General features: G+C 55.6%; 22 protein-coding genes. 11 read left to right on the forward strand and 11 right to left on the reverse strand.

Translation table 11 applies throughout. From position 1 onward, the window contains the following. Window positions 1–34 precede the first annotated feature (34 nt). The gene (lpoB, locus tag AS19_RS00360) at window positions 35–625 is read left to right on the forward strand and encodes a penicillin-binding protein activator LpoB (protein WP_011587369.1); all 591 of its coding nucleotides are present in this window, start codon (window positions 35–37) and stop codon (window positions 623–625) included. 199 nt (window positions 626–824) lie between these two features. Further along, entirely contained in the window at window positions 825–2,117 is a 1,293-nt protein-coding gene (locus AS19_RS00365) for a CsgG/HfaB family protein (RefSeq protein ID WP_046961597.1), read from the forward strand. Window positions 2,118–2,284: 167 nt separating this feature from the next. Here the strand turns inward: AS19_RS00365 and AS19_RS00370 are convergent, their stop codons facing one another. Together AS19_RS00370 and AS19_RS00375 are read right to left on the reverse strand one after the other, a co-directional pair. Next, a complete protein-coding gene (locus AS19_RS00370) occupies window positions 2,285–3,544 on the reverse strand; it encodes a PepSY domain-containing protein (protein ID WP_046962252.1) in 1,260 nt (419 codons plus the stop codon). Between the two features lie 79 nt (window positions 3,545–3,623). Further along, a complete protein-coding gene (locus AS19_RS00375; RefSeq protein WP_035461600.1) occupies window positions 3,624–4,226 on the reverse strand; it encodes an HPP family protein in 603 nt (200 codons plus the stop codon). 150 nt (window positions 4,227–4,376) lie between these two features. Between AS19_RS00375 and AS19_RS00380 the strand changes: the two genes are divergently transcribed. Together AS19_RS00380 and AS19_RS00385 are read left to right on the forward strand one after the other, a co-directional pair. Beyond that, window positions 4,377–6,164, forward strand: a complete 1,788-nt coding sequence (locus AS19_RS00380; protein ID WP_011587373.1) for a monovalent cation:proton antiporter-2 (CPA2) family protein — start codon at window positions 4,377–4,379, stop codon at window positions 6,162–6,164. Between the two features lie 117 nt (window positions 6,165–6,281). After that, a complete protein-coding gene (locus AS19_RS00385; protein WP_046961598.1) occupies window positions 6,282–8,420 on the forward strand; it encodes a TonB-dependent siderophore receptor in 2,139 nt (712 codons plus the stop codon). 231 nt (window positions 8,421–8,651) lie between these two features. Here AS19_RS00385 and AS19_RS00390 read toward each other — a convergent pair whose 3' ends face one another. The 4 genes from AS19_RS00390 to coaD form a co-directional block, all read right to left on the reverse strand. After that, a complete protein-coding gene (locus AS19_RS00390) occupies window positions 8,652–9,071 on the reverse strand; it encodes an SRPBCC family protein (RefSeq protein ID WP_041704560.1) in 420 nt (139 codons plus the stop codon). A 579-nt stretch (window positions 9,072–9,650) separates the two neighbouring features. Continuing rightward, entirely contained in the window at window positions 9,651–10,178 is a 528-nt protein-coding gene (locus AS19_RS00400; RefSeq protein WP_231860888.1) for a GNAT family N-acetyltransferase, read from the reverse strand. Between the two features lie 61 nt (window positions 10,179–10,239). Next, window positions 10,240–11,925 carry a gamma-glutamyltransferase gene (gene ggt, locus AS19_RS00405; RefSeq protein WP_046961600.1) on the reverse strand — a complete coding sequence of 562 codons (1,686 nt, stop codon included), beginning with the start codon at window positions 11,923–11,925 and terminating at the stop codon, window positions 10,240–10,242. A 184-nt stretch (window positions 11,926–12,109) separates the two neighbouring features. Next, on the reverse strand, window positions 12,110–12,601 hold the full coding sequence (gene coaD / locus AS19_RS00410) for a pantetheine-phosphate adenylyltransferase (RefSeq protein WP_035461592.1): 492 nt from the start codon (window positions 12,599–12,601) through the stop codon (window positions 12,110–12,112). 432 nt (window positions 12,602–13,033) lie between these two features. Here coaD and AS19_RS14260 point away from each other — a divergent pair, with 432 nt between their 5' ends. From AS19_RS14260 to AS19_RS14270, 3 genes are all read left to right on the forward strand, one after another. Beyond that, window positions 13,034–13,291: a transposase gene (locus AS19_RS14260; protein ID WP_255352972.1), complete on the forward strand. Its 258-nt coding sequence runs from the start codon at window positions 13,034–13,036 to the stop codon at window positions 13,289–13,291. Window positions 13,292–13,469: 178 nt separating this feature from the next. Continuing rightward, complete coding sequence (locus AS19_RS14265; RefSeq protein WP_255352995.1) at window positions 13,470–13,811, forward strand: IS3 family transposase; 342 nt, start codon at window positions 13,470–13,472, stop codon at window positions 13,809–13,811. Next, on the forward strand, window positions 13,709–14,170 hold the full coding sequence (locus tag AS19_RS14270) for an IS3 family transposase (RefSeq protein WP_255352973.1): 462 nt from the start codon (window positions 13,709–13,711) through the stop codon (window positions 14,168–14,170). The genes AS19_RS14265 and AS19_RS14270 overlap by 103 nt, the downstream gene beginning before the upstream one ends. 364 nt (window positions 14,171–14,534) lie before the next feature. On the opposite strand, the gene AS19_RS00420 is transcribed toward AS19_RS14270, so the two are convergent. From AS19_RS00420 to AS19_RS00435, 4 genes are all read right to left on the reverse strand, one after another. After that, window positions 14,535–15,398 carry a PA4780 family RIO1-like protein kinase gene (locus AS19_RS00420; protein WP_035461587.1) on the reverse strand — a complete coding sequence of 288 codons (864 nt, stop codon included), beginning with the start codon at window positions 15,396–15,398 and terminating at the stop codon, window positions 14,535–14,537. 146 nt (window positions 15,399–15,544) lie between these two features. Next, complete coding sequence (locus AS19_RS00425; protein WP_046961601.1) at window positions 15,545–17,155, reverse strand: GMC family oxidoreductase; 1,611 nt, start codon at window positions 17,153–17,155, stop codon at window positions 15,545–15,547. A gap of 59 nt (window positions 17,156–17,214) precedes the next feature. Beyond that, the gene (locus tag AS19_RS00430; protein ID WP_046961602.1) at window positions 17,215–17,748 is read right to left on the reverse strand and encodes a twin-arginine translocation signal domain-containing protein; all 534 of its coding nucleotides are present in this window, start codon (window positions 17,746–17,748) and stop codon (window positions 17,215–17,217) included. Window positions 17,749–17,897: 149 nt separating this feature from the next. Further along, on the reverse strand, window positions 17,898–19,340 hold the full coding sequence (locus tag AS19_RS00435; protein WP_011587385.1) for a coniferyl aldehyde dehydrogenase: 1,443 nt from the start codon (window positions 19,338–19,340) through the stop codon (window positions 17,898–17,900). 128 nt (window positions 19,341–19,468) lie between these two features. On the opposite strand from AS19_RS00435, the gene AS19_RS00440 reads away from it, so the two are divergent. Continuing rightward, entirely contained in the window at window positions 19,469–20,170 is a 702-nt protein-coding gene (locus tag AS19_RS00440; protein ID WP_011587386.1) for a TetR/AcrR family transcriptional regulator, read from the forward strand. Window positions 20,171–20,187: 17 nt separating this feature from the next. On the opposite strand, the gene AS19_RS00445 is transcribed toward AS19_RS00440, so the two are convergent. Beyond that, a complete protein-coding gene (locus AS19_RS00445) occupies window positions 20,188–21,174 on the reverse strand; it encodes a YheT family hydrolase (RefSeq protein ID WP_035461625.1) in 987 nt (328 codons plus the stop codon). 105 nt (window positions 21,175–21,279) lie between these two features. Between AS19_RS00445 and AS19_RS00450 the strand changes: the two genes are divergently transcribed. The 3 genes from AS19_RS00450 (at window position 21,280) to AS19_RS00460 (ending at window position 23,369) form a co-directional block, all read left to right on the forward strand. Next, entirely contained in the window at window positions 21,280–22,002 is a 723-nt protein-coding gene (locus tag AS19_RS00450) for a 16S rRNA (uracil(1498)-N(3))-methyltransferase (protein WP_046961603.1), read from the forward strand. Further along, window positions 21,992–22,408 (forward strand): DUF1294 domain-containing protein, encoded by a 417-nt coding sequence (locus AS19_RS00455; protein WP_052753733.1) that lies wholly within the window; start codon window positions 21,992–21,994, stop codon window positions 22,406–22,408. The genes AS19_RS00450 and AS19_RS00455 overlap by 11 nt, the downstream gene beginning before the upstream one ends. A 106-nt stretch (window positions 22,409–22,514) precedes the next feature. Continuing rightward, window positions 22,515–23,369: a DMT family transporter gene (locus AS19_RS00460; protein WP_046962254.1), complete on the forward strand. Its 855-nt coding sequence runs from the start codon at window positions 22,515–22,517 to the stop codon at window positions 23,367–23,369. The last annotated feature ends 13 nt before the right edge of the window (window positions 23,370–23,382 follow it).

The raw sequence follows: 23,382 nt of genomic DNA on the forward strand, positions 1-23,382 counted from the left end.
CAGCTGACGCAACAAGGAACAAGGAGAAATAAGAATGGTACGTTTATTTTCAATGATGATGCTCGGCGCTGCATTGGTGCTGTCTGGTTGTTCCACTGTGGATTATGGTGATGCCCAAGGCCGTGAAACCGTGAATACCGACTTCGGTTCCACTGACCTGCAGATGATTGCCAGCAAGATGGTGGATGACATGCTGGTGTTCCCGCCCATTGTGCAGATGACCCAGAGCCGTCGCCCGGTGGTCTTTGTCGATCGCATCAAGAACAAGACCACCGAGCATGTGGACACGGAATCCATCACAGATACCATCCAGTCCAAGCTGATCAATTCCGGTAAATTTCGTTTTGCCGACATGACGGTGGTTAATCGTGTACGCGAACAGTTGGATTACCAGAGTGATTCCGGCCTGGTGGATCAGAGCACTGCCGCGGCCATGGGTCGTCAAATCGGCGCTGAGTTCATGATGTACGGTAACTTTTCTTCCATTGTGAAGCGTGATGGCAGCACCAAAGATGTGTATTACAAATTCACCCTGAAGTTGCTCAACATCCAGACCGGTATCATTGAGTGGGCGAACGAGAAAGAAATCCGCAAGACCAAATCCAAAAGCCTGTTCGGCCTGTAAAGCGACGGTATTTGCGGTGGCAAATGACTACGGCAACCCACGCCTAGTTCTACCGAGGCGGTTGGAGGCAGGGAGGCTTGCCTCCGTTATTGGGGTGCGCGGGAACGGCGTTATTGATACGCTTTGTTCCCGGTTCATGCCGGCCTTATTCGTGATATAAGTGGTGGAGCGGTTGCCGCTATTGGCAAGGAGATCTTTCATGATCAAACGTCTTTTCTCTCCCTTTTTTCTTATCCTGCTGCTTTGTTCGTCTTTGAGCTATGCGATGACCGAAACCGTTTCCGTGTCAGCGCGGGGGTATGGCGATAACCCGGAGCAAGCCATGACCAATGCCCTGGTCGCGGTTGTGCGTCAGGGGGGTGGTGTGACCTTGGCGGTGGATCCTAATTTCCGCACAAATGTGTATGAATGGGTGATCAACCAAAAGGGAGATGTGTCTACTTGGCAGGGCAAAGAGACGTCGGTGCCGGAGCCGCAGTTGCCAACGCTGGGTAACATAAAAACCTACCAGGTCCAGACAGTGAAGCAGGTAAATGACGGTATCTGGCAGGCGCAGATCCAAGCGGAGATCCTGCGGCCCAAGACTATCGGCCCGGACCGCTCTCACTTGCCAGGCATTGCCATTGCTACTTTTGATAGCGCCAAAAGCAGCTATGATCTCGGTGATATCAAGGTGCCCGCGAGCCAAGTGCAGCATCAACTTCAAGATAACCTAACAATGGCATTTTCCCAGTCCAGTCGCTACCGGGTGCTGGACCGTACCTACCTTGCGGATGTCGATGAAGAGTTGGGCGTGGTGGCCCAAGGCAGCATCGCCCCGGAAGAAATGGCACGGCTGGGTCAGCGTAAGGGCGCGGATCTGCTGTTGGTGGGTACCATTGAAGACTTCCAGATTGGCGACAGCGCGCAAGCGTTCTACGGCGCTAAGATGGGTGGTTACGCCCCCTATGTGCGGGTCCGCTATCGTCTTATCGACACCACTACCACGGAAATTCTGTGGAGCGATCTTTACGAGTGGGACAAATCAGAAGCGGTTATCCGTGAGATTGCCCGCCAGCTCAACATCGACGACCGTAATCACCCGGAGCGTTTAGCCGATCAGATCTACCCGGAAATTGCCCGCGCCATTGCCGGTGATGCCACTGACGTGCTTTATCCGGTGCAGGTGATTAAAGTTGATGGTGAGGCGGTATTTCTGAGCCAGGGCCAAGGGCGTTTGGAGAAAGGCGGCATCATGAAGGTGTATCGTCCTGCCGGGGAAATGAAAGACCCGGATACCGGTATGACCATCAAGTTGGAAGGCGAAGCCTTGGCCACCCTTAAGGTGAGCGATGTACGCACCGACTACGGCATTGCTCGAGTAGAAGGTGAAGCGAGCCCTTTGCAAGTAGGTGACCGGGTACGCTCGGACAAGCAGGCCCAACGTTCGTTGGCGTCACCCGCTGGCCAGGCTGCGACGCCGGGATCCTCGGACGCTCCCCTCAAGTGGTAAACACACCCCCCCGCAAACGCGGGGGTTTTTGTTTGGGCAAACATACCTCTATTCTTTCGTGGGCGATGCTCCCTAGCTGCGAACCGCAGCGTGGGAGTGAGTGAAACCCTAGGCAGCAACGTAAAAGCGTTTGTCCGGCCCTTGGAGTGACACGCTTGCTGCAATGCTCAAGGCGTGGTGGTAGCCGCCATCGCTGCTTCTTGTTTACGACGCTTGCTCGTTACCCTCGCCTTTCTTTTCTTCCACCAGATTACCAGCCCGGTGATGGAGAGCATGGCGACCGCAATGCCCATGATTGAGACGATAATGCGCCCAGGTAGGCCGGCGATGCGACCAGAATGCAGGGGGAACTGTAGTTGGCTGAAGACATCCGCGACGGTGCCTTCCCAGGGCTCTTCCTCACCAATTAAAGCGGCACTGCGGCCATCGTAATAGAGGCTCTTCACCTTCATTCCGCCGCTATCGTGGTCTTCCCCTGGGTAGTAGAAACGCACCCCGAAGACCGCAAAATTGTCGCTGTAGAAGGTGTCACCAATGGGCTCGTCCCAGCCGCGATTGTCCGCGTGCGTTCGAGCCTTTTGGAACAATGCAGGCCAGCTAACCTGGGGTTCTACGGGGTCATGCAATGCGGTGGGCGTGCGTGTTTCAAACGGCCCGGGGGTAGTTTCGGACACTATAGACATGACCGGGTAAAAGATTTCTCGGTATAAGTTTAGGGAAAATGAGGTAAAGGCTAGCATCAACAATAAAGCGAAGGTCCACAGGCCGACGGCCCGGTGCAGGTCGAAATTCAGTTTGTAGGCGCCCGCGCCGCGGCGAATCATCCAGGCGGGTTTCCAGCGTTGCAGCCAGCTCTTGCCCGCCGGTTTCTGGGTGCGGCGTTTGCGCGGCAGAGTCAGCGCCATGGCGATAAACGTGTCGAATAACCAGACCATGGCGGCGGCACCCATCAACCAGATGCCCCAGCGGTTGATGCCGTTCCATTCCGGCAGGTGCAGGGTGAAATGCAGCTTGTACAGAAACGACATCAGGTGTTCCGGGTGCAGGGAGATTTTCCCCCATTCGCGTTTGCCGACGATTTCGCCGGTAACCGGATCTACGAAGGCATGGTCGTAACCCAGTTCGTAGCGCCGCCCGGTGTCCGGGTTTACTTTGGCATCCACCCAGATTTCGGCGTTATGGCCCGGCTCTGCTTCTAGGGCAAAGAAGCTGGCCCGGACTCGCGGGTCCGCGTTTTCCACATGACGGACCAGTTCCAGCATGGGCAGTGGCTCGCCTTGGCTCTGGCTTGTAAAAAGATGCGGGTTAAGCCATTCATCCAATTCGTGATCCCAAGAAATCACGGCTCCGGTCAAGCCGGCAATAATCAGAAAAGCGGCAATGAAGAGACCGAACCAGCGGTGAAGTAGAACCAGTAATGCGCGCATGCAGAATCCAACCGGGCTGACAATGCCGCGCAGCCTAGCATAAAACGGAATCATTCTCATTGTGTCGGGGCGCGGGGTATTAGGTGTTCGGTTGAGGGGTTTTCCACAATGGGTAAGGAATGCCGGCAAGCCGGTTGATTACGAAAGCCTGAGCAACCAGTAATGCCACGGCGCTAAGCAACACCGGCAGTTGTTGCAGCTCATGCATTAGCCCCAGCGACACGATCAGTGCGGTGGCGCCGGCCGGGGGGTGAGCCACCCGAAACAGGATCATCAATGCACTGGCCATGCCCAATGACAGCCCTGCCGCCACCACACGGGGCCATTCTACCCCGGTAATGAAGGCGGCTGGCGCATCATGCAGCCCGCATACCCATAACGATGCCCAGCCACACAGTGCGCCGATCAGATGGCCGCACAGCACATTGCGGGGGGACGCGGCTTCCGCCAAGGGAAGATGAAATAACAGAAAGGCGCTGGCGCCCAGGGAGGGAAAGATAAACGCTTGCTGAGTAACCAGCGCCACACTGGCGATCAGTGCAATGCTCAGGCCACCATTGACGAGATTAAACAGTGCCAACACCACACGGGGATTAAAGCGTTCGCTCATGGCTTCCAGATGCAGCTGCCGTAACACGCCACCCACTAGTTGCTGGCGGAGCTGATCGCTTTGCTTGCTCATGGTGCGCACTAATCCAGGGCAGAAAAAGAGCGCAAGACTAAGGGTTTGCTGCTCCCTGGGCAATTATGGTGCAAAACGTGCGCTAAATGCCTTTAACAACGTGAACAAACGAAATCCGCTAGCATTAGCTAAGACAAAAAGGAGAGCGGTGTGGACGGATTTTTCTCGCAGGCGCTGGTGTTGCTGGGGGCGACACTGGTGTTGTTGCCGTTGTTCCAACGGCTGGGGCTGGGCAGCATTCTGGGCTATTTGGCGGCGGGCATTGCTGTAGGGCCGTTGGGGTTTGGGCTGGTTAGTGGCGGTAACGATGTACTGCATTTTGCCGAGTTGGGGGTGGTGTTGATGCTGTTCTTGGTCGGGTTGGAGCTGGCCCCGCAGCAACTATGGGCGCAGCGCCAGCGGCTGGTAGGGCTGGGGGCCAGCCAAATGGTGTTCAGTGCCTTGCTATTGACCGGCGGTTTTTATTTGTTGGGCTTCGATAGCCATCAAAGCGTGGCGATCGGGGCCACCCTCGCGCTGTCCTCCACGGCGTTTGTAGTGCAAATGCTGGTGGAAACCAACCAGCTGGGTACCTCTCAGGGGCGATCAGCCTTTTCCATTCTGTTATTTCAGGATTTGGCTGTGATCCCGATTCTGCTATTGCTGCCGTTACTGGCCGGGGCCCAGGCGGGTGAAGATAGCCCCCAGTTATTGGCAGGCCTCGTTGCGCTGGCGGCGATGGTATTAGCGGGCAAGTATGCGTTGAACCCGTGGCTCGGCTGGCAGGCCAAGCTGCGTAACCGGGAGCTGATGACCGCCAGTGCACTGATGTTGGTGTTGGGTTCTGCGGCGTTGATGGAACACCTGGGGCTGTCTATGGGGCTGGGGGCTTTTGTGGCGGGTGTGCTGCTGGCCAATTCGCCGTATCGGGAGCAGCTGGAAACCGATATCCAGCCATTCAAGGGTCTGTTGCTCGGGCTGTTTTTCCTGGCCATCGGCATGACCATGGATTTGCGTCTGCTGTTGGATCATTCGGGCAACATCGCGTTGTTCTTGGTTATGTTATTGGGTCTAAAGGGGCTGGTACTGGTCGCCATTAGCCGACTGCGTGGAGCGCAATGGCGCAGTACCGTCATGTTCGGCATTCTGCTTAGCCAGGGCGGTGAGTTTGCCTTTGTGCTACTGACTCAGGCTCAGACGTTGAATTTACTCGATAGCACTCTGGCCGGGCAGCTGAATCTGGTGGTGGCGTTGTCTATGGCCTGTACCCCGTTGTTGCTGAAACTAGTAACGCTTTTGTGGCCTAAGGCGGATGGCAAGGCACCGCGCAAGGATCTGGAAGAAGAAGACATGCCCAGCAATCACCACCCCCAGGTGGTGATTGCTGGGCTAGGTCGCTTCGGGCAGATCACTGCCCGGATTCTGGTGGGGCGCCAGATCCCCTTCACTGCGCTGGATTCGGACCCGGACGAAATCGATTTGCTGCGTCGTTACGGTAATGAGGTGTACTTCGGTGATGTGACCCGGCTAGATCTGCTGCACAACGCCGGGCTGGGACAGGCCAAGGTGCTGGTGCTGGCCGTGGATGATGTGGACGCTTCTTTGAAAGCCGCAGAGCTGGTGCGCGACCATTTCCCCAATGTGACCATCGTGGCTCGTGCCCGTGACCGCTATCACGCTTACAAGCTGCATGCCCTTGGAGTGGAGCAAGTGATTCGAGAAAGCTTTGAATCCGCCCTGCTGAGTGCGCGCCTGACGTTAATGCAGTTAGGGGTGCCTGAGTCCACGGCCATTGATTTGGTGCGCAGTTTTCGGGAGTTGGATGAGCGCCTGTTACTGGAACAGATTGAACATCGCGCGGACATGGAGATGTTAGTGGAAACCAACGCGAGAGGGAGGGCTGAACTGCAATCGTTATTGTCTGAGGGCAAAGCAGGCCAAAAAACAGGAGGCAATTGAGAATGGTTCGCGCCTGCATTATCATCTGTTCCTGAGTCCGGTCGCTCGCGCTAGCGCAAGGTATGTTAGTAGCGGTTGGCGATGGTCCGGGATGCAGAGACAACTACAGGCACGATCATGATCATCACTTCTGCACGTTTTTGGGGCCGCCCGTTGGCGGCCTTACTGTTGCTATTTCCACTGGTTTCGACGGCAACGGAGGTGGAAACCGGTAACGATGACGTACATGAAATTCCGTCAGTAACGGTGAATGAAGAAGCAAACCAAGGCACGCTTGCCGATACTTCGGAAAGCTACCAGCCGAAAACCCCGCTGAGCGCACCCACCGGGCTGTCGCTGACCCGTCGGGAAACGCCGCAGTCGGTTTCAGTAGTGTCGCGGACCTTGATGGATGATTTCCAGATCGTGTCGGTGAGCGAAGCATTGGCGGCTACACCTGGGGTGGTGGTTGACCAAGTGGAAACCGATCGGGTGTATTACAACGCTCGCGGCTTTGAAATTACCAACTACCAGTACGACGGACTGGGCATGCCGTTGCCCTACGAAATCGTTAATGGAGATACGGATACGAGCCTGTTTGAACGGGTGGAAATTGTGCGCGGGTCCAATGGTTTGATGAACGGTTTGGGCAATCCTTCCGCCACCGTCAATTATGTTCGCAAGCGCCCTACACTAGATGCCCATAGCACACTTTCCGCGAGCTATGGCTCCTGGGATAACCGCCGTGTTGAAGTGGATACCTCCGGCAGCCTGACTGAGGATGGGCGGGTCCGTGGTCGTATGGTGTCAGCGTATCAGAATCGTGATTCTTATCTGGACCGTTATGAAAATGAGCGTGGTGTTTTCTACGGGGTGGTTGAGGCTGATGTGACTGATTCAACGCTGTTCACGTTGGGTTATAGCTACCAAAACAGCAATGCAGATAGCCCCATGTGGGGCTCACTGCCGCTCTATTATGCCGACGGCAGCCCAACCGATTACGATGTGGAAACCAGTACCGCTGCAGACTGGGCATACTGGGATAACAATACCGAATCTGTGTTCGCCGAACTGCAGCAACGCTTTGATAATGGCTGGGAAGCCAAGGTGGTATTTAGCTATCGCAAGATGGAAGGTGAATCCAAGTTGTTCTATGTGTACGGCACACCCAACAAGGATGAAACGGGCCTTTACGCCTACCCCAGTTACTACCAAGACAGCGTTACAGAGCGGGTTTTTGACCTGTACACCCGAGGCCCGTTTGAGGTTGGTGGTCGTGTCCATGAAATGGTGGTCGGAGCTAACTATGCAAAAGGCCGTATTCAAGAGACGTCTAATTATGGGCGAGGGATTGGCACGGCGCTAATGCCTGAGCAGGCGTTTGGGGGACGCTATCCTGAACCGCTATTTGATGCTTCCACTAGTGCAAGCAAATGGGATGACCGCTATCGCAGTGCTTATCTGGCGACGCGTTTGAGCCTGGCTGATCCATTAACCCTGATCGGCGGCGCCCGCTATGTGGATGTGACCAGTGAAGGTCAGGGTTATGGTAGCAGTAAGGATGCTAGTGCCAGCGAAACCGTACCTTACATCGGCCTTATCTATGACCTGAATGAAGTACATTCTGTTTATGGTAGTTATACCAAAATCTTTAACCCACAAACCGAAGAAGATATTACCGGTCAGCGCCTGGAGCCAGTAACTGGTGAAACTCAAGAGCTGGGCCTGAAATCCGAATGGAAGGATGGTCGGATTTATACTGCCTTGATTGCCTTCCGAACAGATCAGGAAAACCTGGCAGAAGCCGCTGGGATGATCGGCCCTGATACTTATTACGGCGGTGTGGATGTGGAAAGCTTTGGCTATGAAGGGGAAATTAGCGGTGAAATTCTGCCCGGCTGGCAATTAGCCGGTGGTTACACCTGGCTGGAAATTGAAGACCAGGACGGCGATGAAATTCGCACCTATACCCCGCGGGAAATTGTCCGCCTGTCTACCACCTATCGTCCCGCCGCCCTCCAGAAACTGAAAACCGGTGTGCAGGTCAGCTGGCAGGACAGCATTTACCGGGGCGGCACGGGTGGCGTACCGAAAACCACCCAGGATAGCTATGCGTTGGTGAACCTGATGGCCAGCTACGATTGGACCAAACACCTGACCACCACCCTGAACGTGAACAACGTGACGGACGAAAAATATTACAACTCGTTGTACGTTGGGCAGGCGTTCTACGGGGCGCCACGTGGGGCCAATGTACGGTTCGATTATAAATTTTGAGAAGGTTCAGCGGGTGACCCTTACGGCTAACCCGCCTTGAAACACCAAAAAATAACCGGTTTAACGCCGATGTCTGCACAAGCAAGGGCGTCGGCGGTTTTTTATGCGGGTTTTAGAGAAACGTTTGTAGGTCGGCTTAGCCGTGAAGCGGCGGAACCCGGCAGCCTGCTGCCGAGTTCATTGCCTAATGTCGGATTATGCCTGTGGCTAATCTGACCTACAGGGTGCGGTTTACAGCTTTAGCTTGTTCAGCCCTCGGCCGATAGCCTGGCCCAGGCCGGCTTTGATGATCGGGCCGATCAGTGGCAACTTGCCTTCAAACTCGATGGTGTAGTCCAGCTTGCTGCCGCCATTGGCGGCTTCGGAAAAGCGCATGACGCCCTTATGGTGCTTGAGAGGGCTGCCCTTGGTGATGGCGTATTCAATGCGCTCGTTAGGCACTATCTTGGTGACGGTTTCTTCGAACGGTGGCGCGATCAGGATCTGCATTTTGCGGGTAGAACCTACCCCGTTGGGGCTGTCCTGTCCGTCTTTAATACGTTTGATCTTGGCCGGGGCAAAAATCAGTTCCAGATTTTCGTGCACGCTGAGAAAGTTGAACAGCTTGTCCACGGAAAACGGAAAGGTCTTGTGAATTTCGATACGTTGCATGGTGGTTGCTCCTATTACGTCCGGCAAGCGGACGGAGATGATTCACACTGCCAGGCGCGGCAGTAAACAGGGTGTTGATTCTGACGCTTGCCAAGTTGCTCACAAGGTTAAATGGGGCCATAGCACGGCTGACGACAGCCTTAGGATGAGAGGAGATAAGCCTCCCCCATTGTGTCTATCCGCCGTTAAAACTCATCGGCTAGCCAGGCGTTACCGCTGCACAGCGCTTCTGCTGCTGTGCGCAATGGGCCAATGGCGTTGCCGGCTAGTGAAAAGGCAGGCGCGATGTCCGGAAAGTAGCCTAACTCATGCATTAGACGGTTGACTATCCCCCGTGTGGGGCGCTCAGAAAATATTGCGGTCAGATGGTATGGTTAGCCCGGTTGCTGGCCAGCCATGGGGCTTGCATCAACGGGAGAGCAGTATTGAGCAGAGATCGCATAAAGGCGACCTTGTCAGACTGTAACTCGCTAGGCGGTAAGTTAGCGGTAAAGAGTACCAGCGGATCACTTGCTGCAGTATAAGGGCCACGGGGCCGTGGGTAAGGGCTTAGGGTGTGGTCATTTTCGACGGTCGAATTTATGGTCGATAGTCGGATTTGAGTAACGCGTAGAGCGCCTGATCTACGAACCGGTCGTAAAGCCATTCGGCTTGCCTGAGCGTTCCTTCGTACACAAAACCCAATCGTTCCGTCAGGGCTCGACTTCGCCTGTTGTTCAGCGCACAGCGGATCTCGATCCGGTTGAGTGTATATTCTGTGAAACCAATATTGAGGAGTTGCCTGACCGCACTTGTCGCGATGCCCTGACCCGTGTGGGTCTGCGCGAGCCAGTACCCGATGGATCCTGTGTGATGAGGTTGGTTGATATTATTGAACCCGGTGACGCCACATACAGTCCCCAAATGAACAATGGCAAAGGAGTGGGCGTCACCAGTGGCGGCCATTTTTTCAGCGGTTTCAATGAAGTGTCTTGTGTCGTCGACCGTTAACACCTGATCCAGCCAAGGCAACCATTCGCGCAGGAAGTTTCGATTACTGTTGGTGAGTGTAAACAGATCGTTAGCAAAGCCCTGATTCAGGGGGTGTAGGGTGACATTAGCGTCCACGCGAACCTCCATTTGAGGGCAGAAAAGCCTGCTGGCCTAGGATTAAGTTAACGCTTTGCCTCTACTCTGTTGATTGCTCCTTGGATGAATGTGGGGCTCGAATTTCGGCGCTACCGATCCCTCGTGGGTCGCTGGCAGCGGTGACCTCGCCACTATCTTGGCGCCACAGTATAGCCTGCATGTTGCCGTAGTTACGGCCAGTGGAAACCACCTTATGCCCCCTACGTACCAAGTCTTTTGCGGCTTGGCTGTCGATGAATGCCGGCTCCGCCTGCACTTCGTCGGGCAGGTATTGATGGTGGTAGCGCACTGCGTTGACCCAGTCTTCCACTGGTTTGTTGTTGCTGGCTTCCAGCACGGCCAGCATTACCATGGAAATGATGCGGCTGCCGCCGGGGGTGCCGAGAATGGCAATACGGTCGTCGAACTCCACGAAGGTGGGGGTCATGGATGACAGGGGGCGCTTGCCGGGGGCAATGGCGTTGGCCTGGCTGCCGACCAGGCCATAGGCATTGGGGCTGCCGGGTTTGGCGGAGAAGTCGTCCATTTCGTTATTGAGAAGAACGCCGGTGCCGGGGGCCACAAAGCCGCTACCGAATGGCAGGTTAATGCTTAGCGTAGCGGCCACTCGATTGCCGTCTTTATCCAGTACCGAAAAATGGGTGGTATGAAAGCCTTCTTCTACGCCGACGGGCTCGCCCAGGCTGCTGCTGGCAGTGGCCTTGTCGAGAGTAATACTGCTGGCGCGTTGCTTGGCGTAGCCTATGCTCAACAGCTTATCCACAGGTATATCCACAAAGTCCGGGTCGCCAAGATACCGTGCCCTGTCCTGATAGGCGCGGCGCATGGCCTCGATGGCCAGGTGCGGGGTTATTTCTGCGGTGTTGCCGTCGTTGAGTTGGCTGAGAATATTGAGCGCTTCGCCCATAACGATGCCGCCAGACGACGGTGGTGGGGCTGAGATTACCCGGCCCCCGCGGAACTGGCTGACGGTGGGGGTGCGCTCTACAACCTTATAGTTAGCAAGATCGTCCAGTGTCCAGATACCGCCAGCTTGTTGCACTCCGTCTACCAGCTGTTTGGCCACTTCGCCCTGATAAAAGCCCGCGTTTCCCTTTTCAGCGAGGGCTCTGAGTACCCGGGCAAGATCTGCTTGTTTGATCAGGTGGTTGTTGGGCGGCACCTTGCCGTTGTGCAGGAAGATAGCGGCGGCTTCCGGAAAGCGGTTAAGCACGTCTTTCCGGTAACCTGCTAATTTGCGGTAATGCTCCTCTACATGGAAGCCGTGTTCGGCCAAAGCAATAGCGGGGGCTAGAGTGGAAGTGAGCGGCAACTTACCGTAATTGTCCGCGAGATGGACGAAAGCGGCGGCTTGGCCGGGAATGCCGGCAGCGCTGGGGCCGTTTACTGCCCAGTCGCGCATCACCTTACCCTCTTTGTTTTGGTACATGGCAGCGGTGGCCGCGTCGGGAGCCGTTTCGCGGGCATCTACAAAGGTTTGCAAGCCATCCTGTTCCCGGTGTAGCAGCCAGAAGCCACCGCCGCCCATGCCGGCAGAATAGGGTTCGACCACGGCCAAAGTGGCGGCCACCGCGACTGCCGCATCAAAGGCATTGCCGCCCTGCTCCAGAATATTCAGCCCAGCCTGAGTTGCCAGTGGATGGGCACTGGCAACCGCACTCTTGCCTGGCCCGGCGGCCTGGGCGGTAATAGTAATTAGCAGCAGGAGCGAAAGCAGATGGCGCATGGGGATTCCTCCGTGTATTCAGCTATACCCTGGTAGACGTGCTTTAACCGGCGCTCCCACAGGAAGCTTCCTGCATTGTTATTGGCGTTGAAACAAGCAACGACACGGTTATGGTGGATGATTTGACTTTAGGCCCTGCTCTCGCCTCAGCACTCTGGTGCCGCTAGAAGCGGGTCGCGATGTTCTAATTCTGTCGCGCCTTGCGTTTCTCTTCCAGCGCCTCGGCCACCAGTGGTGGCACAAAGTTGTTCACGTCGCCGTCCAACAATGCGATCTCACGAATCAGTGAGCTGGAAATAAAAGACAGGTGCTCTGCCGGCGTGAGGAAAACCGTTTCCAACTCCGGAGCGAGCTTGCGGTTCATATTGGCCAGCTGGAACTCGTATTCGAAATCACTGACGGCCCGCAGGCCCCGTAGCAAGATGTTACCGCCTTCTTCACGACAGAAATGAGCCAGTAGCTTGGAAAATCCGGTGACTCGCACATTCGGAAGGTGAGAGAGCACGCTCTGGGTTAGCTCTACTCGTTCATCCAGAGAGAAGAGTGGGCCTTTTTTCTCGCTCGCAGCGATTCCTACCACGACCTCATCAAACATTTTGGCGGCCCGTTCCACTAGATCCAGGTGGCCGTTGGTAATCGGGTCGAAGGTGCCGGGGTAAATTACGCGGTTGGTCATGCTGAGGCTCGCTTTGTCACGGTAGAAACTGTACCCGGGTATAGCCGGATACCCTCTGTTGTGCCGCAAGCATACCTGATGCAGTGACAGAGTTGCAGGTGTGCCTAGCTGTGTGTGTGGAGCGTGTAGGCACCATAGGATAGGCCGCGCAGGCGAGCAGGCTCCTCAGAAATGGCGATCTGATGTAAGCATTCGCTTATATAAAGTAAGGGGAAATAGGTATATGTAGGGCTTGCTTTTTAGTCAACACGCGCAACGCATAATCATTTTTTATGCCCATCATCTTTTTGTCCACTCCCCTTTTAGTGAGACAGTTCTAAACTAGGGTTTTCTACTTTCTGGCGATACACCGCTGGCGGTATGTCTGTAGTGGTCTAATGAATCCGGACACCAACGTAGGTGGTAAAGTTACCACCTTAAGCGAAGTGCCAGATGACCAGAAAAAGACGTTCCTTTACTCCTGAATTCAAGCAGGAGGCCGCGATTCTAGTGCTGGATCAAGGCTATACAATTTCTCAGGTTAGCGTATCGCTTGGTGTTGTCGAGAGTGCGCTGCGGCGCAGGGTGAAGCAGCTTGAAGCTGAGCGCCATGGGGTCACGCCCAAAGGCAAAGCCCTACCCCTGAACAGCGGCGTATTCAGGAGCTGGAGGCCCGCTGCGATCGGTTGGAACGGGAGAAGAACATACTAAAAAAGGCTACCGCTCTCTTGATGTAGGACGATCTGAATCGTACGCGCTGATAGACCAGTTGAGTGAGGAGGAGCCTGTTGAATCGGTCTGTACGGCGTTTGATGTGAGCCGCTCCAGCTACTACTAGTATCGTCAGCGACGCCACTACATTGATGCGGAGCGTGTGACCCTGAAGGCGATGGTTAATCGTCTATTCAGGCAGAGTAGAAGCTCAGCGGGAAGCCGCACGATACAAAAGCTTCTCAATGAGCAGGGGAAGAAAGTTGGCCGGTTCAAAGTGCGCAGTCTTATGCGTGCACTGGGACTAATCTGTAAGCAGCCCGGGCCCCATGCCTACAAGCAGGCGACAGTAGAGCGGCCAGATATACCGAACCATCTGGATCGAGAGTTTACGGTAGCAAGCCCTAATCAGGTGTGGTGCGGAGATATCACCTATATCTGGCCGTCGTGCTTGATCTCTTCGCACGACGGGTTGTTGGTTGGGCGGTCTCCAGCCACCCGGATGCAGATCTTGTGGTAAAGGCCCTGGATCATGCTTGGGGACAGCGTGGTCAACCCGATAAAGTCATGCTCCACTCGGATCAGGGCAGCCAGTACGCCAGCCGCATGTTCCGGCAGCGTCTATGGCGCTATCGGATGCAGCAAAGCATGAGCCGACGGGGCAATTGCTGGGTCAATGCGCCAATGGAAAGGCTGTTCCGAAGCCTAAAGTCAGAGTGGGTTCCTACGATGGGCTACCGCGACTTGCCCGAAGCAAAGAAAGATATCGGTGACTATCTAATGGGTTACTACAATCACCACAGGCCTCACAGCTACAATGGCGGGATTGCACCCGCCATGGCCGAGGAAAAACCTAAATCACTGTCCGGTATTAGTTGACTACTACATTATTCTTTTGCGTGAGCGTTAGAATATTTAGGGGGCTTATGGATGGCTGAGCAAGTACGATGTTTTACAGAGGTTTTCTCGTGTTTAGTAAGAGGCTCAGAAAGCCGACTTAGATGAAGCTGTTACTGGTCATGCCGAGGGTGTGCTTCATTCGTTGCTGTTGATGAAGTTGTCGTTGGTCGTTGGTTTGTTACAGTAGGTCAGCCGATACCATCCGGGATGACTTCCCCGTACGTTTGCGTAAAGTGGATAGCAAGTATCCTGCTTGGCGCTATGCAAATGAAAAGGGCCTACTAACCGCTTCTCTTGATGCTGTGCCGGGAGGCGTGAGGGAATGCCGCCTGCCCGGCCTTTCTTAGGCGTAGGGATCGTCGTGGTTGTTGGTAATGCGTTCGCGGCGTTCTTGTTCTTCTTCAAAAGCGGCTTTAATCTCTGCCAATACATCATCTACATCGGCAATGTGCCCATCATCATTCATCTGGCCGGTGAGTTCGCTGTTTGGTGTCAGTTCCCCGCTTTCATACAAGGCCCAAATTTCTTGGCCGTAGCGGCTGCCGCGCAGTGATGGTGCGTATTGGCCGTAGTAACGGGTCATGTTATCCACATCCCTATACAGCATGGCCTCGGCGTTATTGTTGGCGGCGGCATCCACGGCCTGGGGCAGGTCAATGATTACCGGGCCATAATCGTCCACGAGGACATTGAATTCTGACAGGTCACCGTGAATGATGCCGGCGCAGAGCATGCGAACCACGTATTGCATCATTAGGGCGTGGTCTTCTTCGGCCTGCTCGGCGGACATGACAACGTCGCTGAGCCTAGGCGCGACGTCGCCTTCGTCGTCGGTGACCAGCTCCATTAATAGCACACCTTCGAGCATGTCGTAGGGTTTGGGCACGCGGACGCCGGCCTGGGCGAGTAATCGCAGGGCATCCACTTCGGCGCTTTGCCAGATCTTTTCTTGCTGTTCGCGGCCGAACTTCGAGCCTTTTTCCATGGCACGGCTGCGTCGGCTGTTGCGTACCTTGCGCCCTTCCCGGTACTGGGCGGCTTTCTTGAAGTTACGCTTGGCGGCTTCCTTGTAGACTTTCGCGCAGCGGATCTCTTGGCCACAGCGAACCACAAAAATATCGGCTTCCTTGCCACTCATCAGACGGCTGATGACCTCATCGACGAGTCCATCATCGACCAGGGGCTGTAAACGTTGTGGGGTTTTCATGCCGCACTTATACCTCATTTAGCGCGTGGCTTCGCCTGCTTCCTGAGGTTTTGACAGGGAAAATGAGAAAAAAGCACGCATAGAGGGGTAAGGACGTGTCCCTGCTACGCAGGGTAACTACGTAGCAGGGGGATGATGGCGGTGGTTCAGCCTTTCAGTTTATCGGCCAATGCTGAGGCATTGCGGGCGCTGAGGCCGTAGATGGAGAGTTGTGGATTGGCGCCAATGCTGGTGGGGAATACGGAGCCGTCTATGATATAGAGGCCGTTCAGGTGCTTGTAGCTGCCGTCGCTGTTGACGGTGCAGCGGCTCTCATCAGCCCCCATGGTTAGCCCGCCCATAACGTGGGCGCTGCCCAGCGCGGTAACGACAGGGGCATAGTCCAGTTGTGCCACGCCTTCGCGGGCTGCTTTCCAGCTTTTGTAGTAACCAGCATGAGCGTGGCTGGGCCGTACTTCTTTGGCGCCAGCGGCAAATTGCATTTCCAGCATGGTCAGGTGGGATCGTTTGGCACCTTCCAGCAGGTAGTCATTGACGGGATAATCGAGCAGTGGTTCGCCGTTATCACGCAACTCCACGGCGCCACCTTGGTTATCTTCATGGAAGCCATCGCGAATTAGGGCAATAGCGGTGGCCAAGTTGGGAAGATGTTCGATTTCTTCCCGGGCTCGTTCGCCGAATCCGCCTATTAATGCACCAGACAGGCCCGGATGCATGGGCATCATTTCCATTTTGTAACCCGCCGGGCCATCGACTCCGTGTTTAAACGTGAACTCGTCGGAATACATGGATTGTGGGGCGCCGTAATACGGAGCGATTTCTTTATCGTAGAGACCGAACACAAACGTGGTGGGATGCAGGAAGGTACGCTTACCCACTAGCCCGTTCGGGTCTGGGGCGTCGGAGCGCATCAGCAGTGCCGGACTTTGAATGCCCCCCCCCGCGGCAATTACGGTTTTGGCTTTTAGTGTTACTGTGGCGCCGGTAGGCTTTTTGTCATCGTTTAGTGGCCGCACTCGCACGCCGGTAACGCTGTCACCCTCAATGATCAGGGTGTCGGCCTGAGCGCTGTAAATCAGTGTGGAGCCGTGATCTAGAGCGCTGGGAATGGTAGTGACCAGCATGGATTGCTTGGCGTTGGTGGGGCAGCCCATGCCGCAATAACCGATGTTCCAGCAGCCGCTTACGTTGCGGGGGATAATGGCGGAATGCCAGCCTTTGTCATCGCAGCCCCGTTTCAGTATGTCGTTGTTGGCGTTGGGCGGCATGGCCCACTTTTCTATGTTTAGACGATCTTCCATCTGTTGAAACCAGGGAGCCATTTGTGCCTGGCTAAGCCCCTGTACGCCGAATTCATCGTGCCAGTATTGCAGGGTTTTCTGGGGGGTGCGGAAGCTACTCGTCCAGTTAACCACGGTGGTGCCGCCCACCGTGCGCCCCTGCATTACGGTCATGCCGGCATCCTTGGTAGCGCGTAGCGCGCCCTCTTGGTAGAGGTCACGGTAGGCCTTACCTTCATCCAGTTTGAAGTCGTCGGAGCTTTTTAGTTTGCCTGCTTCCACCAGTATGACTTTGAGGCCGCGCTGGCTGAGTATTTCTGCACTAACGCCGCCGCCAGCACCAGTACCTACGATGATGACATCGGCTTCTAAAGTGCGGTTGTCGGTGATGGTGCGCCCGTCGATAACATCCCAGCCGTTGGCTGGGTTTTTCCACGGGTCTTTCACGTTGATGGTAAGGGTAGTGAGGTCCTGCATGGCATTATCCTTTTTCTTTGGCTAGCAGTACACGCGATAAAGGCCGCAAGCGGCGCGTGTTAGGCAATAATTTTCTTGGGCGGGCCGGGGTAGCCGGTGCTGCGAGCGGCGGCCGGTTTTACATACCAAGCCATATGGATCGGCTGGGTCAGCCCTTTAAAGGCCATGCGTGATAGGCTTCGCTCACTGGCGGACCATTCGGTGAGGGTTTGCTTAATTTCTTGTTCACTCTGATCGGCAAAGCTGGCCCAGGTGCCGGTTATATACCAGCGGGCGGCACCCAGTTGCATCAGATCGAGCACCTGAAATAGTGCAGCCCGGGTGCCGGGCATGCCGCCTTCGAGTAGGTCATCGAAGGCTTTCATGCCGTCTTCAGCGCTAGCGCCTACATTGGTGAGGGCAGGGCCGAGCACGGCACCCACCAGCGGGGTAAGCAGGTCGACGTCTTGTTGGCGGAAGTGTTTGTAGCCGGTTGCAGGTCCGTCGTTACTGGAGCAACCAGTAAGCAGGGCCAGCCCGGAACCGGTAGCCAGCACAGCACTGCCTGCGGCGCTGAGCTTGAGGAAGCCGCGGCGATTGAATTCCTGATCCATTGCGCACTCTTTTTTTTGTATTAGTCGTTATCTGTAGTGTAGGAGCGGCGCAATAGCCCAACTTAACTAGGTGCTCTTTGTGGTAACGGGCACCTAGTTAAGTTTGAATGACGCGATGAGCGACGCTCCTATAGCAGCTACGGTTACTTTTATTTCAGCAGGAACTTGTAGATGAGCTTATGGATACTACGCCCGTAGGGAGGGAGTATGTATTTGGTAGCGTTCATCTTCCCTTTTTTGTAAATGCCTTTGGCCTGAGAGAAAGTTTGGAAACCTTCTGGGCCATGATAAGCGCCCATGCCAGACGGGCCGATGCCGCCGAAAGGTATGTCATCTACACCTACATGAGAGATGGTGTCGTTCAGGCATACGCCGCCGGAGTGTGTGTTCTTGAGCACACGATTGCAGTTGTCCTGATTCCAGTCGAAATAGTAAAGCGCTAGCGGGCGGGGCCGGTCGTTCACGTATTCGATGGCCTCATCCAGCGTTTTGTAAGGCACGACAATCATCAGTGGGCCGAAGATCTCGTCTTGGGCGATGTCCATGTCGTCGTTCACATTCAGTACCAAGGTGTGTGGCACCTTCTGGCTACCGCTGAAGTCTTCATTAGCCGGGTTGATCTCAATTACATCTGCGCCTTTGGCTTTGGCGTCGTCGAGATAACCCAGCAGCCGTTTTTGCTGGCGTGGGTTCACAATGGCAGTGAAGTCCGGGTTGTTCACCATGGTCGGGTAGGACTGGGTAACCTGGGCTTTCCATGCGTCGACAAATTCTTGCACGCGATTTTCTGGGCAGAGAATGTAGTCTGGAGCCACACAGGTTTGTCCGGAATTCAAGCATTTACCGAAGGCGATACGTTCGGCCGCGTCCTTCATGGGGAAGTCCTGGCCGATGATGCAGGGGCTTTTGCCGCCCAGTTCCAGGGTGACTGGAGTCAGGTTAGCGGAGGCCGCGCGCATAATGTGCTTGCCAATGGTCGTGGAGCCGGTGAAAAGGAGGTGGTCGAAAGGCAGTTCAGAGAAAGCCTGCGCTACATCCACTTCGCCATTGATCACGGCAACTTGTTCCTGTGGGAAGATGTTGGTGATCAATTTTTCCAGCAGCGCGCCAGTGCGAGGTGTGGCCTCACTCATCTTGATCATCACCCGGTTACCGGCGGCCAGAGCAGTAATTAGCGGTACTACCGCCAGCTGCACCGGATAGTTCCAGGGCACGATAATGCCCACCACGCCGAGCGGCTGATATTCCACCCAGGTTTTGCCCGGCCAATTCATGGCGCTCACATGGCGCTTGGAGGGCTTCATCCATTTGCGTAGTTTCTTAGTGGTGTATTTCAGCCCTTCTAGGGTCATCATGATTTCTGCGAGTTTGGTTTCATCCGCAGCACGGGTGGTGAAGTCGTTGTTCAGAGCGTCGATCCAAGCATCAACATGATCGACCAGCAATGGCTTGAGTCTGCTGATTAACTCAAGACGCTGTTCGGCGCTAGGGTAAGGGTTCTGACGGTATGCGGCTTTTTGAGCAGTGAATATGCTCTGCAAGCGGGCGATGTCTGGGTTATTTCTGTGCAGATCTTTTACTTCGGCGACCATGGTCCTCGCCTCCCTAGTTGAATTGTTATGTATGATGGAGTGATTAAAAATTAATCTTGAGTCTGATTTTTAGAGTAATTACTCTAAGAGTCAACATCGTGTATCAGAAAGACCACATTTGGCCCCTTATGACCAGCACTAAAGCGCGCATTTTGGAAACCAGCCTTGTCTTGTTCAATCGACAAGGAGAGCGCAACGTGACCACCAACCACATTGCCGAGGCCCTGGGGATTAGTCCAGGCAACCTGTATTACCACTTTCGAAACAAAGGCGTGATCGTGTCAGCGCTTTTCGACCGTTACCAACAACAATTGCTGAGCTTGTTGGAGGCGCCTCAGGGGCCGTTGAGCTGGCAGGTGAAGGTGCATTATTTCGAGGGGCTGTTGGCGTCCATGTGGCAGTATCGATTTTTTCACCGCGACCTGTCTCATTTTCTGCACGCGGAGGAGACTGCTCTAGCAACACGTTATCAACAGTTTGTGGAAGCCATTCTGGTACGCGGGACCGTGATTTACGAAAAGCTGCGTAGCAGCGGGATACTGGCGTTGGATGATGAGCAACTGCAGGGTTTGATGGTCAATACCTGGGTGCTGATGTCATCGTGGGCCTCCCTGGTACATGGTTTGCGCCCGGATGCTGCTGCTAATGAGGAGCTGGATGAGAGCTTGATGCGTCATGGGGTGTACCAGATTATTTGCCTCGAGGAGCCCTTCCTAAAAGGTGAGGCTCGAGATCACCTGGCGGAAATGAAAGAGCGTTATCGAGCCGCCCATAACACCAGCGAGTTGCTGCTGGGCCATGCTGTTGAGCTGTCACCCTCGGGTTGCTGAGGGCTGCCTGTGGAGCCTCAGCGAATCCCGAAACCTTGCACAAACGCTAATAGCCGTTGTTCTAACCAGTAACGCTGGCTTTTGTAGCCGACAAAGCCCACATGCCCACCGTAATCGCTTACCTCCAGTGTCACCGCTGGCCCGAGCTCTTCCTGCCGGGGTAACGTTTGTGGAGTCATAAACGGGTCGTCACGGTTTTGCAGCATCAACGTGGGGGTGCGGATTTGTAGCAACTTGGGACCCGCGGAGCATTGCGCGTAATAATGCCAGGCACTCCGAAAGCCATATAACGGGGCGATGATCTGGTCGTCGTAGCGCCAAAACGAACGGATGCTATTCATGTTCAGGCGATGTAGTCGTTTGGCCTCCGGGGGGTTGACCTTGTCCAGATGGATTTTCTGCCTTTCGAAGTTGGTCAAAAGGTTTTTTAACAGGTGTTGGCGGTACAACTTCGACAAGCCTTGATCCAGCCGGTTGGCACAGATATCCAGCCGCAAGGGAGCACAAATGGTGGCTACGGCACTGAGGTGGTTGTTGTCCCGGTGGGCCAGCCAGTTCAGTAGCCGGCTGCCGCCTAGAGAGACGCCGATGGCAATGCGGTGGCCAGTGGGGTTTTCGTGGAACACATGGTCGATCACTGCATCCACATCATCCACTTCGCCCGCGTGATAACACAACGCGGTGTCGTTGGGTTTTTTGGCCCCGCGACTGTTGATGGCCACAGAACGGATTCCCGCTTCAGCCAACACTTTTTGTATGCCGCGCATGTAATGGGAGTCGCTGCACCCGGATAGCCCATGTAATAACATCACCGTCAGCTGCCCGGGTTGGCTCTGTGGTCCGGCCCAGTCTAGCAACAGATAATCACCGTCTTTCAGGTTCAGCCGTTCCGTGCGCCGCGTGACTTCCGGCAGGGTGCGGCCCATGGGCCCCCACAGGGTTTGCAGGTGGGGGTTGCGTAACCATAGTGGTGGCCGGAATGCCGACTGTACAATCTCGCCCATAGGCAATGTCTCATCCATCGGGTTGGCAAAATCACGCCGGGGGCGTGGCGCAGGTATGGTAGCCTTTTGTTTTTCCCGCTGGCACCTATTCGTGATGGAGATTCCATGCCGCGCCGCTTTTTTGATGATCAGAACTTTCATGTAGGTCAGCTTGTAGAGTTGGGTGCTAGCGCAAGCCACCATATTGGCAAGGTGTTACGCATGGCGGTGGCTGATGAATTAGTGGTGTTTAACGGCCGCGGCGGTGAATGGTTAGCGCGTATCTCTGCCATCAGCAAAAAGGCGGTCTGCATTGAGCCGCTTACGTTCACGGATGAAGATCGTTGCGCTCCTTTGGCGGTGACGGTGGCGTTGCCGATGATCAAAGGCGAGCGCATGGACTATGCGATCCAGAAGGCCACTGAGCTGGGCGCCACTGCCCTGGTGATCCTGGACACGGAACGTTGTGAAGTCCGCCTAAAGGGTGAGCGTCAGGAAAAGAAGCTGGGCCATTGGCAGCAAGTCGCTATCAGTGCCTGTGAGCAATGTGGCCTGAACCGGGTGCCGGTGGTGCACGGCGTGCTGAGCCTGCGTGACTGGCTGACATCTGATCTTCCCGCCCTGAAGTTGATAGCCCATCCGGGCGAAAAGTCCTTCTCTGCGGCTGCCTTGCAGGGGCAAACGGAGCTGGCGTTGCTGACGGGGCCGGAAGGTGGCTTTTCCAATGATGAATTACAGCAGGCGGCGGATGCGGGCTTTAGCCCGTTCGCGTTAGGCAACCGGGTGTTGCGAGCGGAAACCGCCCCGGTGGCGTTGCTGGCGGCCCTGTGGGCCTGGCATGGCCACTAAGGGGAAGGGCCGGCCCCGGAGATCGCGCCGTCGCACAGGTTCCAAGGCAGTTGCTGCATCGGGCATCATCGCGGCACTGACGGCCCTTGCAGTGTTTGCGCTAGTGTTGGGCATTTATGCCCGCCACAACAGCCTGCTGCCCTACTTGGCAGGCGTTTATGCGGTGCCGTCGGTGCTTGTATTCGGGCTTTATGGGTGGGATAAGCGCGTCGCCGTGCGAGGGGGTTCTCGTACTTCTGAGCAAAGCTTGCACCTATTGGCGCTGGCCGGGGGGTGGCCCGGTGCGATGTTGGCTCGTTCTCTGTTTCGTCACAAAACCCGTAAGCAACCGTTCACTGGAATTTTCTGGTGCACGGTGCTGTTTAATGTGGGCACGGTAAGTGTGTTGCTGGGCGAGGTGGGCTAGCCGCACGCAAAAGGCAGGGAGAGGGTATGCCGTTAATCGGCCAGAAAAATAGCCGAGTGGAGATCCGGCCAAGATCCATCGTGAACGCACTATGGGTGGTTTGTTGATGTCAGCGAAACGTAGCCTGGTCTTGACGGCTTTGGCGATGCTGGCTTTTGCGGCCAATTCGGTGTTGTGCCGTTTGGCGTTGCGTGAAGGCGCCATTGATGCCGCCAGCTTTACCGCAGTGCGTTTGCTGTCCGGAGCGCTGATGTTGGCGCTGATCCTGTTGCTGCGAGACCGGCAAGTGAAAGCCATGGTCACACAGGGTAATCATGGCTCGGCCTTAGCGTTGTTTGTTTACGCCGCCGGGTTTTCGCTGGCTTACGTGGCGCTCGCCACAGGTACGGGCGCCTTGCTGCTGTTCGGCGCGGTGCAGGCCACCATGGTGGGTGTTGGTTTATATCGTGGGGAGCGCTTGGCGCGAGCCCAGTGGCTGGGGCTGGCATTGGCGCTGAGTGGCTTGGTGGCGTTGATGTTGCCCGGCGCGACGGCCCCGCCGCTGGCGGCAGCAATAGTGATGCTGGTGGCAGGTGCAGCCTGGGGTGTGTACTCCCTGCGGGGCAAGGGCGCGGCCGACGCCACGGCGGTCACCGCGGGCAATTTCCTGCGTGCATTGATCTGGCTGCTACCGTTGGCGCTGTTCGCTTGGCCGAGCCAATGGCCAAAGGTGTCGGGGCTGCTGTATGCGGCGTTGTCCGGTGCCCTGGCATCGGGAGCCGGTTACGCTACCTGGTATCTGGCGTTGCGTGGGCTGGCTAGCTCTACGGCAGCCACGGTGCAATTGAGCGTGCCGGTGCTTGCAGCGCTGGCGGGCGTATTGTGGATGGATGAGGCGCTCACTCTGCGTCTGGTGCTGGCATCGGCGGCCATTCTGGGCGGCATTACTCTGGTGATTCGGCGCGTTTCTTCTGCTAAATAATCTATAGGAACCG

It is taken from the genome of Alcanivorax sp. NBRC 101098, assembly GCF_001010505.1.
Taxonomy (GTDB): Bacteria; Pseudomonadota; Gammaproteobacteria; order Pseudomonadales; family Alcanivoracaceae; genus Alcanivorax; species Alcanivorax borkumensis.

What these genes read in the sequence shown, in the direction of transcription:
- lpoB (WP_011587369.1), top strand. Translation starts at nt 35, where the DNA reads ATGGTACGTTTATTTTCAATGATGATGCTCGGCGCTGCATTGGTGCTG.
- AS19_RS00365 (WP_046961597.1), top strand. Translation starts at nt 825, where the DNA reads ATGATCAAACGTCTTTTCTCTCCCTTTTTTCTTATCCTGCTGCTTTGT.
- AS19_RS00370 (WP_046962252.1), bottom strand. Translation starts at nt 3,544, where the DNA reads ATGCGCGCATTACTGGTTCTACTTCACCGCTGGTTCGGTCTCTTCATT.
- AS19_RS00375 (WP_035461600.1), bottom strand. Translation starts at nt 4,226, where the DNA reads ATGAGCAAGCAAAGCGATCAGCTCCGCCAGCAACTAGTGGGTGGCGTG.
- AS19_RS00385 (WP_046961598.1), top strand. Translation starts at nt 6,282, where the DNA reads ATGATCATCACTTCTGCACGTTTTTGGGGCCGCCCGTTGGCGGCCTTA.
- AS19_RS00390 (WP_041704560.1), bottom strand. Translation starts at nt 9,071, where the DNA reads ATGCAACGTATCGAAATTCACAAGACCTTTCCGTTTTCCGTGGACAAG.
- ggt (WP_046961600.1), bottom strand. Translation starts at nt 11,925, where the DNA reads ATGCGCCATCTGCTTTCGCTCCTGCTGCTAATTACTATTACCGCCCAG.
- coaD (WP_035461592.1), bottom strand. Translation starts at nt 12,601, where the DNA reads ATGACCAACCGCGTAATTTACCCCGGCACCTTCGACCCGATTACCAAC.
- AS19_RS14260 (WP_255352972.1), top strand. Translation starts at nt 13,034, where the DNA reads ATGACCAGAAAAAGACGTTCCTTTACTCCTGAATTCAAGCAGGAGGCC.
- AS19_RS14265 (WP_255352995.1), top strand. Translation starts at nt 13,470, where the DNA reads ATGGTTAATCGTCTATTCAGGCAGAGTAGAAGCTCAGCGGGAAGCCGC.
- AS19_RS00420 (WP_035461587.1), bottom strand. Translation starts at nt 15,398, where the DNA reads ATGAAAACCCCACAACGTTTACAGCCCCTGGTCGATGATGGACTCGTC.
- AS19_RS00425 (WP_046961601.1), bottom strand. Translation starts at nt 17,155, where the DNA reads ATGCAGGACCTCACTACCCTTACCATCAACGTGAAAGACCCGTGGAAA.
- AS19_RS00430 (WP_046961602.1), bottom strand. Translation starts at nt 17,748, where the DNA reads ATGGATCAGGAATTCAATCGCCGCGGCTTCCTCAAGCTCAGCGCCGCA.
- AS19_RS00435 (WP_011587385.1), bottom strand. Translation starts at nt 19,340, where the DNA reads ATGGTCGCCGAAGTAAAAGATCTGCACAGAAATAACCCAGACATCGCC.
- AS19_RS00440 (WP_011587386.1), top strand. Translation starts at nt 19,469, where the DNA reads ATGACCAGCACTAAAGCGCGCATTTTGGAAACCAGCCTTGTCTTGTTC.
- AS19_RS00445 (WP_035461625.1), bottom strand. Translation starts at nt 21,174, where the DNA reads ATGGGCGAGATTGTACAGTCGGCATTCCGGCCACCACTATGGTTACGC.
- AS19_RS00450 (WP_046961603.1), top strand. Translation starts at nt 21,280, where the DNA reads ATGCCGCGCCGCTTTTTTGATGATCAGAACTTTCATGTAGGTCAGCTT.
- AS19_RS00455 (WP_052753733.1), top strand. Translation starts at nt 21,992, where the DNA reads ATGGCCACTAAGGGGAAGGGCCGGCCCCGGAGATCGCGCCGTCGCACA.
- AS19_RS00460 (WP_046962254.1), top strand. Translation starts at nt 22,515, where the DNA reads ATGTCAGCGAAACGTAGCCTGGTCTTGACGGCTTTGGCGATGCTGGCT.